This window comes from Mycoplasmopsis gallinacea, assembly GCF_012220205.1.
Lineage (GTDB): Bacteria > Bacillota_I > Bacilli_A > Mycoplasmatales > Metamycoplasmataceae > Mycoplasmopsis > Mycoplasmopsis gallinacea_A.
Window position 1 is genome coordinate 877,829 of sequence record NZ_CP047225.1, and the last position, 13,282, is coordinate 891,110.

A 13,282-nucleotide genomic window follows, 5' to 3' on the forward strand; every position below is an offset into this window, starting at 1 on the left:
TTCCTTTTAAAAATTAAAAATAGTTTTTTAAATCACTAATGTTGATTCTAATTTGTTCCATTGAATCACGATCACGAATTGTGATTTGGTTATCTTCTAAAGTATCATAATCAATTGTTAAGCAGTAAAATGTACCAATAGCATCTTGACGACGGTATCTTTTACCAATTGAACCAGCTTCATCATAAGTTACTGAAATTCCTGCTTCAACTAATTGATTAAAAATTTCTTTAGCTTTTTCATTTAATTTTTTAACAAGTGGTAAAACTGCAAATTTATATGGAGCAATTTGTTTTGGGAATTTCATTACAACACGAGTATCATTTTCTGAAAGAGTTTCAATGTAAGTTACATCACAAATAACTGCAAGCATTAAACGATCAAGTCCTATGCTTGGCTCAATAACGTATGGAATGATTTTTTCATTACTTTGAGGATCTAAATAATCAAGCGATTCTCCAGTTGCTTCCATATGTGATTTTAAATCGTAATTAGTACGGTTAGCAACTCCTAAAAGTTCACCTTGACCAAATGGGAACTTAAATTCAATATCAGTAGTTCCTGCTGAATAGTGAGAAAGTTCTTCAGCTTCGTGTGGTCTAATTGCAATGTTTTCTTTTGAAATCCCTAATTTTTGCACAAAGTTGTAAGCTTTTTGAACATAATAATCAAATCAATAAGATGCTTCTTCAGGTTTAGTGAAAAATTCTAATTCCATTTGCTCAAATTCTCTAGTTCTGAAAATAAAGTTTCCTGGAGTTACTTCATTTCTAAAACTTTTTCCAACTTGACCAACTCCAAATGGTAATTTAGCACGCATTGTTCTTTGTACATTTTTAAAGTTAACAAAGATTCCTTGTGCAGTTTCAGGACGAAGAAAAATTCTAGATTTGCTATCTTCAGTGACTCCCTGGAAAGTTTCGAACATTAAATTAAATTTCTTAATATCTGTTCAATTAGTTTTAGCACCTTCATATTCATGCACATTTGCAACTAAAAAATCTCTCATTTGATCAAAAGTCATTTTTTCAGGAATTAAACTTGGATCAACTTCTTGAATTAATTTATCTGCTCTATAACGTTTTCCGTTAACTTTGTTTTCAATAAGCGGATCGCTAAAATTTGAAACGTGTCCACTAGTTACTCAAACATTTGGATTCATTAAGATTTTTGAATCAATTAAATAGTTAGCAGATTCTTTTGTTATAAATTCACTTTTTCATTGAGCTAAGATGTTGTCTTTAAGTAAAGTTCCAACAGGTCCATAATCTCATGTATTAGAAAGACCACCATAAATTTCGCTTCCTTGGAAGACAAATCCATTAGTTTTTAGGTGGTTAACAAGGTCTTGCATATTAAATTTATTCATAGTTATCTAATTTTACCACTTTTAATAAAATTTATTTTATTAAATAAAAAGCAAAATAACCCGCTTTTTGCGAGTTATTAAATAAATTTGCTTATTAAATTGTGTTTCCTGTGAAAAGTAAGATTAAGATAACAACTATTAAAATTAAGTAACCGATACCTAAAAGCATAAATGCGAATCAATCTCAAATTCATGATCCTGATTTTACAACTACTTTTTCCCCTTCTTTTTCCACAACTTTCTCTACAACAACTGGTTTTTCTACTTCTACAACTTTTTCAACTTCAACGATTTTTTCTACAACTTTTGCAGGTGATTCGTTTTCAAAAATTACTAAGTTTGTTGAGTATTTAGGTGCTTCTTTAACAAAAACTGCATATGGATAATCTTTTTCTTCAACAAATCCAACATGGTGTTTTCCGTAAAGAACGTATGATGTTGATTGTGAAAGTTTTAAGTTTGTTTTTGAGCAACATTTTTCCTCAAAATAAAGTGATGTAGCAGGTGAATAAGTAATAGAATCATCTTCTTGCACATTGCTTAAAATTGTTTGCATTGATTTTTTAAGTGATTTTTGAACAAGTTCATAAACGTGTTTGTGTTCTGTGTTTTCAAATTCACTTTCAAGTTTGTCAAATTCTTTTGCAGCAGCTTCTAAGTTAGCTTCAATGTGTTTAAAATCTTCTAATGAAGTTTTAACTGGTGATGAGTATTTTTGAGCTACTGATTCTAATTTTTTAGCATATAAAGCAAAAGCTTTTAATTGTCCCATTTTACATAATTCAGCTGAATATGTATATTTAACTTCTTCAACAGTTGGTTCTTTAGCTTCAACAACTTTAACAACTGGGACTTCAACTCTTTCAACAACAACTTCTTTTTCTACCTTAACGATTGTTTCAGGTTCAACTTTTTTAGTTCTTCTTACTTTAACAACATCATCTTTTGGGAAGTATGTTTCGTGATTTTTAATAATTTTGAAATCATTTAAAGTTGATAAGTATTTCTCAGCTTCATTTTGGTTTCTTTTTTCTGTTTCAAGGTTTACAAATAATTCTTGAGCAGCATCTTGTAATTTAACACCACCATCGTATTTGTCAACATTAATTTCAAAAACTTGTTCTTGTTGATTTTCTAATTTTTCAGCAAGAACGCTTCCACCTCAAATTCCTTCTTCTGTGTGAAATCATGTAACACAATCATATCCAAGTGCTAAAAATCAGTTCATTGCATCTTGACGAGTTTTAAAAAGTGCAAGTGGTGAATCAACTTTTGGATGTTTCAATGCTCAAGGATAATTTTTATCCTTGGTTGGTTTGTATAAACATTGTAAACGTTTCATTTTGGCTCCTTTGAAATTTACAATTAAAATAAAGATTTAAATCATAAAATTTTATATATTTTTTATTCTTGTTCTATATAAAAAGAATTATAGATTATTTTTACTAAAATTCCCATAATACAAGCAAAAAAGTTATTTTTTCACATTTTTAGAGTGTTTTCTTGAAACAAAAACAAATAGTTCTATTTTTAAGGCTTAAAAGTTTCAAAAGTAAAGCAAAGCATAGCTTCTGCATTTGATTTCTTTTTAAAAAAATGTAAAAACATTATAATTAAAATTATGAAATATAGTAAAAATGAAATAATTACAGGGAAAGTGAAAAAAGTTTTTCCTAACAATATAATTGTGGTGGATAAAAACGAATTAGAATACAACATTGTTAAAAAAGAAATTTCTGATAAAAAGCAAATTAATGTAAAAAACACTTTTAAAGTGGGTGAAGTTATCAATTTTGTGTTTCTTTTTTACAATAAAGAAAAAAATATGAGATATGGTAGTTTTAAGAAAAATCATCCTAATTTTGGAAAAAATAATAACAACTTTATGTTAAAAGCCACAAGAAATGGGTTTAAAAATTTAGAAGCTTTTAATAAAGCGACATTTAAAAAGGTAAAAAATGATAAAAATTAAATCAAAAAATCTTTCTTTTGAAAATGAATTTTTCAAAGAAGATAAATTCAAGCAATCTAATTCTTTAATTGAAAAATTACAATCGCTTGATTTTAAAGGGTCTGAATATTTAGCTTTTAATGACATTGCTTTAAATTTTGCAGTTACTGGAATTGATAAAATTATTAATTTCTGTAATTACTTATATGACCAAAAAATAGAACAATTAATCATTTTAACCACTTATGAAATTCGTCTTTCAGTTGAAGCTGCTTTAGAATTTCTTTATTCTAAAAACGATATTAATAAAGAACATAAAATCAAGTTAATTTTCATTAATGAATTTGAATCTTATGAATCAGTTAATGAAAAAATTAACCATTTCTTTAACAATATTTCAAAAAGAAAAATTCGACTTTTATTCATTGATAATTTCAATAAAAACCAAAAACTTAGACAAATTAGTTCCTTTATTTTGAACCGTTTAGCTACTATTGCTAGCGATTTCCTTGTTAAAAAGTATATTTACTATATTGGTAAAAAAAGATCTTATAAGATTTTTGAAAACTACAACCTTCCTATTCAGAACGTATTAATCGCTTCTGAAGATACAAATAATAATTATCCGCTTTTTTCTGAAGTTTCATTAGTGCTACTAGCTACTCAAGGAGTTAATGTAGCTAAGCTAATTCAGGGGTATAAAAACATTACTGATAATTTATTTAAAGATCAAATTTATGACAAAATAGCTATTGATATGTCAATTTACTATAGTGTTATTACCGATTTAAATTCCAAGTCATATTGCCCGGATTTAAACTTATTTATTGGTTATGATTCGAATCTAACTAAAAGCGTTAAATTAGCAGCTCATTTATTTAATAAAAGCACTCTTTCTAAAAACTTATATAATGATGCTGTTACTCTTTCAGAGCAACTTCCAATTTTAGGGCAAAGCATCATATCAGGCGAAAATAACAAAAGCATTATTTATTTTAGGTTTAAAGAGAAAAAATACAACTATCAGCTCTCTTCAATTGTTAATGATTTTGAATTCCCAATTAAATATGAAAAATTTACAATTGAAGAAATTAACGAACAATCTTTTAATGTTTTTAACAATTATCTAACTTCCTTTAATGATTTAGTCCAAACCATTGAACTTGAAATTGATATTAATGATGAAGTTAATTTAGGTGAGTTTTTTGGTCTGCTTTACTGATGCAAAATTTTATATTGCATTCAGCAAGACATTGATCCATTTAAATAAAAATCCTCTTGGTATTAAGAGGATTTTTATTTAAACATAAGTATCGAAAAGTTCATTGACCAAACTTTCATTAACTTCTTTACTTTCTTCAATTTTATTTTTAAGTTCGGTTCTTTTTTCAACACTTTGCTCAAGTTTATTTTTACTTTCAGTAATGTTAAAAAATGATTGAATGGTTACTAAAAAAGTAATAACCGAAGAAATAACTGCAATAGCGACAAATAAACTCATTGTTTGAACAGGTAAAACGTTGTATCTAATTGCATAAAGGTTTAAAATAATTGATGAAGCTGAAATGATTATTGAAATTAGACTCATGCTTATAAATAAAAAACGGCTACCGTTTCTTTTACGCTTAATTTTCTTAAGTATTGAGAAAATTCTATCCTTGTTTTGTTGTGTCATATTCTACCCTTAATTCATTTAAATAATCAGTGCTAAAGCGATCATAAGAAACTATCTTTGTGACTCTTTTGTATAAAATGTAATCACGAGTTTTTTTATCCACATCAGAATAATAAATTTCTTTACCTTTATATAAGGTATATTCAATGTTGATTTTTTGAATCCTATTTTTAGCATCATTAAATCTTTTGTTAATTAAGAAAAATGAAAGCAGTCCTGAAATTAAAGCTACAACTGAGTTGATGATAGTTGTGGAAATTACGTAGTTAGTTCCATTATTAAATCAACTTCTGTATGGATTTACCATATCATTAGGATACTTGACAGTTCCGGCAATAAAAACAGTAGCAATAATTGCAATCGCAAGTGCTGAAATAATTGTTATTAAGTTTAATAAATAATAAAAAAATCCATAAATGTAAACTCTGTTTCAAACTTTTAAATAAAGTTTTTTATACTGACGAAAAGCATTAAATTCTTTCATTATTTAATTGGTCCTTTTTCAAGTTGATTTTGCACAATTTGCTTAATAACAATTTTTCTTTTGGCGCTTGCTTTTTCTCAAAGAGCATCAATAGTTATAATTAGTTCTTCTTCGCTAATAATCCCTTGAGCTTCTTTAACAAGTAAATGTTCCATTGTGTTATAGACTTTTTTGTATTCTTGATAACGCGAATTATTTTTATAAACTTCAAGCGCAATAGTTAAAATAAAAGAACAAATGATAAAAATTACAAAAACTAAAATTAAATAAAATGAAAACTTAATATCTTTCATATTATCAGCTTCAGTTGTATTAATTCTCACAAGTTTGATTAAAGCATAAATAGCTATGAAAAGTACTGAGATATTTAAAACTGCGATAATAAATGAAATTAAGCGATCAAGAAGCTTGTAAATTCGTAATTTGGTGTGATCCTTTTTAAGCTTTTTATTAATCGTTTTTAATATTGTATTCATAACTAATAAATTATAATAATAATTATGAATAACAAAAATATTAAAATCAATTTTAAGACTTTTTTTAGGGTTTTTACAGATAACCCTGCTTTAATTTGAATTAAAGGAAACTTTGCAGAGCGCCTTGAAAATGGCGAATATTCAAAAAAATGACCACTTGATAAAAGCGGTGTTAAATACTTTGCGAATTATAAAGAGCACCTTGAGGAAGAAGGAGAAAATGAGGATGATGAAGATATTTTTCTTGGTGACTTTATGGATAATGAAGAAGGTGAAAACCTTTCAATAGTTAATAAAGTTGAAAGCGATTCGTTCCAAAAATATGTTGCTTTAGCTAGAGAATTCTACATTAAAAAATACGGATATAAAATAAACGAAATTGCTGATATTTCATCTAAAAATAATGCTGAAGCTAAATGATCTCAAACTAAAGCTGCTATAGAAAATGATGCAATTAAATTAATTTCTAACCCACTTTTTACTTATCAAAAAGCAGTTAATGGAGAAATTTTCGACACTAATGCGGATGCATTTTTTTACGATAAACAGGAGCAAAAAATTGTCTTTTTAAACTACACTTCTTTTGCTAAACCTAAATTCTTTTACAAAGGATTTTTTACCTACAATGTGCTTAGAAAATTAAATTACAATGTAAAACAAATTAGTGTAATTAACATCAATTTCTTTGATAACAATATCACTAAAAATACTACTAAAGATACATGTACTTTCTACGAATCATTTTCAACTTGAAATTCAGCTACTAAAGCAGCCAAGGGTAAGCCAAGAAAAAAAGCCACCGCTGCTACTACTTTAGAAGATGAAGAACTTTTTTATGCACTTAAAAACACTGGCGAATTAAGACTTTTTACTGAAACTGGATCATATTATGAAGGTAATAAATCTCAAGGTTCATTTTTCCAAAGTGCACGCTTTGGAAAAATTTCTCCAAACCCTAAAGAACCAACTGTTATTAAGGCAGATTATAATAAAATTAATTACACTAATTATCAAAAAACAATTATTAATCAGCTTGGTGAAGAAGTTAAAATTAAATTTAAGGATCCAAATTCTTCAAATATAGAAAAAGATGAAAATATATATTTAGATACTTTTGATAAATATTTAGATTGCATTATTAATTCATATTTTGAATTTGGTGATAATTTTAATTATGATGCTATTGCTTACTTTTTCTCAGTTAAAGAAAGCGTTGAACATCTTCCTTATGCAATTGTAGATTTAAGCTATCAAAAGCAATTTAGTGCTCCAAATAACATTGTGCTTCCTAAAAAACTTTTCCTTGATAATCAACTTGAAGTTAATGCAATTAGAAAATACATTTGAGGACCTGATTTTGAGCAAATAAGCTCTAAATTCTTCAAAAATAAATCTTTACAAAACCTCGAATTATATAAAAATGATAAAGAATTTTTTGAAAGAGTTCCTAATTACTTTAACATTCACTTTTTAAATTACATCCGTAATTTACACATTAAAGATAAAAGAGTGATTTGATACGATTATGAAGGATTTTCAAATGTTTTCCCAATTTTAGATCAAAGTTCTTCATATGGTCAAATTGTTAACCAAGTATCAGTTATCGAAACTGTTAATGGAGTTGAAAAAAATGTTGAAAATGTGGTAGTCGATACCAAAAACATTACATTAAAAGATTTAGTAATGCTTATCCAAACTATTTACAGCAATAAAGCTGATTATTATGTAGTATTTAACAAAACATACGAAAATACGCGGAATAAAGAAATTAAAGAGCTTGTAAGACGTGCCTTTAAAGATAATAAAGACCTTGAGTTTATTAATTGATTTAACTCACAATATATAGATGTTAGTGAATTTGCTTCTCACGTGGATCACATTAACAATAACACAATTGACTTAGCTGATTGCTTTAGCCATAATAAACTTGAAAAAAAAGCAATCTTCCATGAATTTCATATTGGAAATAAAGAGGGGTACTTTTTCTTTAAGACCAATGAAAATCATCAAATTGAATTACTTTCAGAATCATACTATGGAATGATTGAAAAAACTGATTTTTTAAAGACAACTTTAATTCATATAAACTTTTTAAAGCACTTTTTCTCAATTAAAAAGATTGAAAAATATATTACTAAAAATCAGTTTCCTTTAAAAACCTTAATTACCCCTTATTCGGAACTTGTTATTCAAAAAGGGACTATGGCAATGGAAGAAGCTATTTTAAGACATGCTCAAATCACTGGTGATAATGTTTGAAAAATGGAAAAAGAACCTGAGCTTAAAAGATACTGCGAAAATGACGTTAGAGCTATGATTATGGTGTATGAATTTTTAATGATGCTAGTTCGCAGTGCAGCTCCTGAAATTGATAAATTCGAATATCAAATTGAAAATGAAAATTTCGAATACATCTACCAAGATGGTAAATTAGATATTGTAACTAAGTAAAGATAAAAAAACCACCTGTAAAAGGTGGTTTTTTTGCAAAGCAAAGAAAGGTAAATAAAATAATAAATATTTTATAAAAACAAAAAGGAGTAAATACATCTAGAAGAAGATCATGATAGATCACAAAGTAAATAAGCATTTGACTTTTTGTAAAAATTATGTCATTGATAAATTATAAGAAATGCTTTGCATGAGTGTAAAAATGTAAATAAATAAAAGGATAAAAGTAACAATGACTATAATATTTGATTTGTAGATAACTAAGAGATTATTGTTTGGTAAAACAAATCAAGGAGTATATTACATAGATGTATAAATTAAAAGTTTATATGATATTAATATATAAAATAAAAATAATAAAAGAAATTAAATAAAGTGATTTTATCAATATTTAATGAATGTTTGAGAACATAAATAGATTTTAAATTTTGTAAATGTAAATGAAAATAAGTTATAAATATAAATATTATATAAATAGATTGAAAAATTTTTTTTGAAAAGAAAAGATTAAGAATAGTTTTGAATTTATTTGAAATCTGGAGGTTTTTACCTCCTATCTAATTTTAATACTTTTTGCGCTTAATTTTTCAATTTTTTCAAAAATTAAGCGCTTTTTGGTAGAAATAGAGGTTATTCGAAAAACATTGTTTTTTTGGTTTAATTATTTGCTTTAGCTAAAATTTCTTTCTTATTTCTTTGCTTTTTAAGATAAATTAAAGTGAAAATAATAATGTGAATCAATATAAAAGTAAAAAGTGAAATTCAGTTAGATACTTTTCAAGGTCCATCAGCTAAAAATGGAAATAGACGGACTAAAATCATTGATACAAGGATAAAAATTGCTACAAAATAAAACATTTTTTCAATTAGAGCAATTTTGCGCACTTTCTTTTGCTGTTCTAAAAGTAAAAGGGTTATAAAAGAGCCGACGTACTGGATTAAATAAGTCATTGTTCCTAGATCAAGGAAGCTATTGAAATAATCTTTTTCAATTTTAACTCCGAGTGCTTTTAAAATTTCAGGAAGCAGCACAAAGAAAGTCATAAAAGTCAAAATGATAATGGTATTAAGTCAAATAGCATTTTTATGCTCGCCATTTTCGTTTTCTAAGGCTATTTTCTTTGGAAGATATCCTTGCTTGGCAAAGTAAGATAAAGTTCTGGAGTAAGCAAGTTGGCTAGTTAATGTGTCTGAAACATTATAAAAAATTAAGAAGATGATAAATAAAATTGAACCATAGTGATGAACTTGAGTGTAAATATTGACAAACTTACCATCAAAAATTGAAATTTTTGTACCTAAAAATAGGACATATCCGATAAAGTAGATGAATAAAACTGTACCAAATAAGATGATAAATACTTTCTTGTAATTTCTAACTTTAGATTCTTTGGCAAAGCTTGGCATAATTTCAATTCCAGAAAAAGCAAACATAAAGCTAAGTGAATTAGAAAGAATTAAGTAGGTATTTACATCTTGATAATGAGTGAAGTTGTAGCTGTAATAATTAAATTTAGTTGCTAAATAAAGCAGAATTGCAAAACCGATAAAAAGAATAATTCATTTAACAATTGCTGCTCCAAAAATTATGAATTTACTTGTTTTAAGTTTCGATGTAGAAACAAAAGCAAGGAAAATGAAAAACATAATTGAAAAAATCCGAACGATTCATAAAACAATATTATTAGATGTTAATGTTTCAGCAGCAGTAACTAAAAAAAGTGGTCCTGATGCTGAAAAAAGAGGATATTGCGCATATTGGTTAAATCCAACGTAAAAAGCAAAACTTTCCTTGCCAGTCTGCTTGGCAAAATACATTGAACCACCATCTTCTTCATGGAAATTATTAGATAACCGAGTAAAAACTAAAGCTGTGGCTATAGCCACAAATAATGTTAATGAAATAACTAAAATTCCTCATGGTCCTAAATTAACAATTTTCATGATTGTGGCTATAAAACCAAAACCAACCATGTAGTTAACTAATAAAGCCGCAAGAGATATGGAGTTAAATTTCTTCTTCATAGATCCTTTCTAGGCTTAGCAATAAAAAAGCGAGCATTTAGCTAGCGATTTTACTTTAAATTTTGTTGATCTCAACAATGGTATCATTTGGTTTACCTTGAAAAGTCTCAACAACTTTAAATGAAACAATATCATTTAAGTTAAAACGAGTGTTTTTATAAATTCTTTTTGAATTAGTCTTTTTAAGAAGGTATTGACGAACCGTCATTTCTTCTTCATCTTCACTAAGAAGCTCTAAATCGATTTCCAGTTGTTTGAATACATCGTAAATATAGGCACTAACAACTACTCTTGATTTTTGAAGTGAAATTTCGTAAATTTCTTCTTCATCATCGTATTCATCATAAATTTCACCAATGATTTCTTCAATAATATCTTCCATTGTGATAATTCCAATGGTATCAACTTTGTTATTACTTTGGGTAACAAAAGCCATTTGTGCTCGAGCTAAACGCATTTTTTCTAAAGCTGAAGAAAGAATTGAGTTAGCTGAAATTAAAGGTACTGTTTTTAAATAATTAATGACTTTTCCTTTTTGAAGGTGGAAAATGTCTTTAATAAGAACAATTCCAATTAATTGTCCATTTTTCATCACCGGAAGGCGAGAATAATTGGTTTCTTTAAATACTTCTAGGGCTTTTGATATATTATCTTTATAATCCAAATACACAACATCTTTTAAACGGATGTAGTGCTGTGAGACTTTAGTTGAATCAAGATCAAGTGCTTTTTGAGCTAAAATGCTCTCTCCAGTTTGAAGCACTCCTTCACTTTGAGCTAAATCTAAAATACTTTTAAGTTGATCTTCAGAGTGAGTTACATAAACTTTTTTACCAAGCTTACTAATTGGGTAAGTTAGAACATAAAAAAGTCAAAACGTCCCTTCAATAAAATAGCAAAATATTTTTAAAAAACGCATTGGATTATTTTTTGCAAGTAATTTTGGTGCAATTTCACCAAAGATTACTAAAATAGGAGTTACTACTGCAGTAGAAATAATAACAATTAAAACTTCATTTTGGGACAAAATGCTTCCAAGAAGTGCGCTAGTTAAGGTAGCTGAAGCCACATTAACAATATTATTTCCAATTAAAATAGCACTTAAAAGCTGGTTGTATCTTTCAAGTTGTTTATAAATAAGTTTAGCTCCACGCTCTTTGTTTTGAACCATTTCACGAACGTGTGCTTTTGAAACTGAGGTATAAGCTGTTTCGCTTCCACTATAAATACTACTTAAAACAAATAAAATTAAAAGTGCCACTAAGAGAATAATTTGAATAGTCAGGGACATTATTTAATACCTCTAAGTTTGATATTTATTGTGAAAGTATAACTGGGATAACAATCCATTATAAACTCCTTTTATTTAATTAATTTTCAGGTTCTGGGTCTTGGAATTTAACATAATTACCAAAGTAATAAAGGTTAGCAATTCCAGGTTGCCCATTTCTGTTTTTAGCAACAGTTAAATTAGTTTTAATAACATTTTGACTATTGTCATTTTCATTGTTTTTATTTGCATCTTTTTTCATTTTTGGCCTACTTAAGAAAATAACAATGTCAGCATCTTGCTCAATAGCTCCAGATTCACGTAGGTCGTGAAGCTGTGGACGATTATCATCACGACTTTCAACGTTCCGCGAAAGCTGACTAAGTGCCATAATTGGAACTTTTAATTCTAAAGCTAAGGTTTTTAAGGTTCTTGAAATAGTTGCAATTTCATTTTGTCTATTTCCAGATGCATCTGGTGCTGAAATAAGTTGAAGGTAGTCAATTACAATGAAATCAAGCTCACCTTTTAAGTTTTTATATAGATGCTTAATTTTTCACACAATATCGTTGATTTTTGATGTAGCAGCATCATCAATATAAATGTTCATATTGTCTAAATATTCAACTTTAGCTTTTTGAAGTGTAGAAAGTTCAACTTCTTGCATATATTTTGGGTTTTGAATTTTTTTAAGATCTACCATTGTTTCAGTTGAACTAATTCTAGCTACAAGTTCGCTAGTAGGCATCTCTAAAGAAATGAAAATGACGTTTCTTTTTCTTTGAAGTGATGAATTAAGCGAAATATTTCTTGCAATATTTAAAGCTAGCGCTGTTTTTCCAATCCCTGGACGAGCAGCTAAAATGATTAATTGTCCTGGTTTGAAACCATTAACATAATTATCAATGCCTCTAAATCCTGAAAGGATACTATCTTCAACAATGTTTGTGTTATTTTTAATTTCAATAATCTTTTCAATAAATTCTGTTGAAGCTTCTTCAAGGGTTAAAAAGTTATTACGATTTAAACTATTAGTGTTGTTTTTGATGAAAAAGTTTTCAAAATCGGTTGTTAATTGCTCAGGTAATAAATCTTTTTCTGAGTGTAATCTTTTTGAATAAGTTAAGATAAATGCTTCTGCTTTTCTCATTTTTTGCAAATCGAGTAAGCGATCTGCATAAGTTAGGAAGTTATTATCATTAGCAAGTCCGCTTGATAAAACAACGTTTAAATAATACTGGCTAAGCTCAGGATATTCTTTAATTGTTTCTTCACGATTGACAAAGTGTGAAATATCTTCATAGTTAAAAGTAACGTTTTTGTTTTTAGTTTTTTGGTGTTCACTTTTAATTAAACTAAAAAGCTGGCGGTTTTTAATGTTGAAGAAAGTATCTTCATTAAAATAATCAATTCCTAAAAGTTGACGATCATCATTAGTGATCATAATGTTAAGCACGTTTCTTTCGAGTTTTTCATCAACATAAATACTGCTTGGATTAGCAACTAAATTGTCATAATCTAGCTCATTAATAGGAGCATTTTTTGGTGAATTTGCTTTCATAATAAGCCTCCTTTCTTTTA

At 27.5% G+C, this 13,282-nt stretch carries 11 protein-coding genes; 3 read left to right on the forward strand and 8 right to left on the reverse strand.

The annotated features are described in order from the left end of the window. Positions 1-13: 13 nt before the first annotated feature. Both GOQ20_RS03485 and GOQ20_RS04590 read right to left on the reverse strand, forming a co-directional pair. The gene (locus GOQ20_RS03485; RefSeq protein WP_198911694.1) at positions 14-1,354 is read right to left on the reverse strand and encodes a glycine--tRNA ligase; all 1,341 of its coding nucleotides are present in this window, start codon (positions 1,352-1,354) and stop codon (positions 14-16) included. A 109-nt stretch (positions 1,355-1,463) separates the two neighbouring features. Further along, a complete protein-coding gene (locus tag GOQ20_RS04590; protein WP_187468888.1) occupies positions 1,464-2,711 on the reverse strand; it encodes an MAG3090 family protein in 1,248 nt (415 codons plus the stop codon). A gap of 279 nt (positions 2,712-2,990) precedes the next feature. On the opposite strand from GOQ20_RS04590, the gene GOQ20_RS03495 reads away from it, so the two are divergent. After that, positions 2,991-3,341 carry an RNA-binding protein gene (locus GOQ20_RS03495; protein WP_167845421.1) on the forward strand — a complete coding sequence of 117 codons (351 nt, stop codon included), beginning with the start codon at positions 2,991-2,993 and terminating at the stop codon, positions 3,339-3,341. Further along, on the forward strand, positions 3,328-4,590 hold the full coding sequence (locus GOQ20_RS03500) for a hypothetical protein (RefSeq protein ID WP_167845422.1): 1,263 nt from the start codon (positions 3,328-3,330) through the stop codon (positions 4,588-4,590). Before GOQ20_RS03495 ends, GOQ20_RS03500 begins: the two co-directional genes overlap by 14 nt. A 30-nt stretch (positions 4,591-4,620) precedes the next feature. Here GOQ20_RS03500 and GOQ20_RS03505 read toward each other — a convergent pair whose 3' ends face one another. From GOQ20_RS03505 to GOQ20_RS03515, 3 genes are read right to left on the reverse strand one after another with little or no spacing between them, the layout of a single operon-like run. Further along, positions 4,621-4,995: a hypothetical protein gene (locus GOQ20_RS03505; RefSeq protein ID WP_167845423.1), complete on the reverse strand. Its 375-nt coding sequence runs from the start codon at positions 4,993-4,995 to the stop codon at positions 4,621-4,623. Next, complete coding sequence (locus GOQ20_RS03510) at positions 4,973-5,479, reverse strand: DUF4231 domain-containing protein (RefSeq protein ID WP_167845424.1); 507 nt, start codon at positions 5,477-5,479, stop codon at positions 4,973-4,975. The genes GOQ20_RS03505 and GOQ20_RS03510 overlap by 23 nt, the downstream gene beginning before the upstream one ends. Continuing rightward, positions 5,479-5,955: a hypothetical protein gene (locus GOQ20_RS03515; RefSeq protein ID WP_167845425.1), complete on the reverse strand. Its 477-nt coding sequence runs from the start codon at positions 5,953-5,955 to the stop codon at positions 5,479-5,481. Before GOQ20_RS03515 ends, GOQ20_RS03510 begins: the two co-directional genes overlap by 1 nt. Before the next feature lie 24 nt (positions 5,956-5,979). Here GOQ20_RS03515 and GOQ20_RS03520 point away from each other — a divergent pair, with 24 nt between their 5' ends. Then, a complete protein-coding gene (locus GOQ20_RS03520) occupies positions 5,980-8,406 on the forward strand; it encodes a UU173 family protein (RefSeq protein ID WP_167845426.1) in 2,427 nt (808 codons plus the stop codon). Positions 8,407-9,063: 657 nt separating this feature from the next. On the opposite strand, the gene GOQ20_RS03525 is transcribed toward GOQ20_RS03520, so the two are convergent. From GOQ20_RS03525 to GOQ20_RS03535, 3 genes are all read right to left on the reverse strand, one after another. Beyond that, entirely contained in the window at positions 9,064-10,431 is a 1,368-nt protein-coding gene (locus tag GOQ20_RS03525; protein ID WP_167845427.1) for an APC family permease, read from the reverse strand. A 55-nt stretch (positions 10,432-10,486) separates the two neighbouring features. Beyond that, positions 10,487-11,722, reverse strand: a complete 1,236-nt coding sequence (locus tag GOQ20_RS03530) for a CNNM domain-containing protein (protein ID WP_167845428.1) — start codon at positions 11,720-11,722, stop codon at positions 10,487-10,489. Between the two features lie 79 nt (positions 11,723-11,801). Further along, positions 11,802-13,262 (reverse strand): DnaB-like helicase C-terminal domain-containing protein, encoded by a 1,461-nt coding sequence (locus GOQ20_RS03535; protein WP_167845429.1) that lies wholly within the window; start codon positions 13,260-13,262, stop codon positions 11,802-11,804. Positions 13,263-13,282 lie beyond the last annotated feature (20 nt).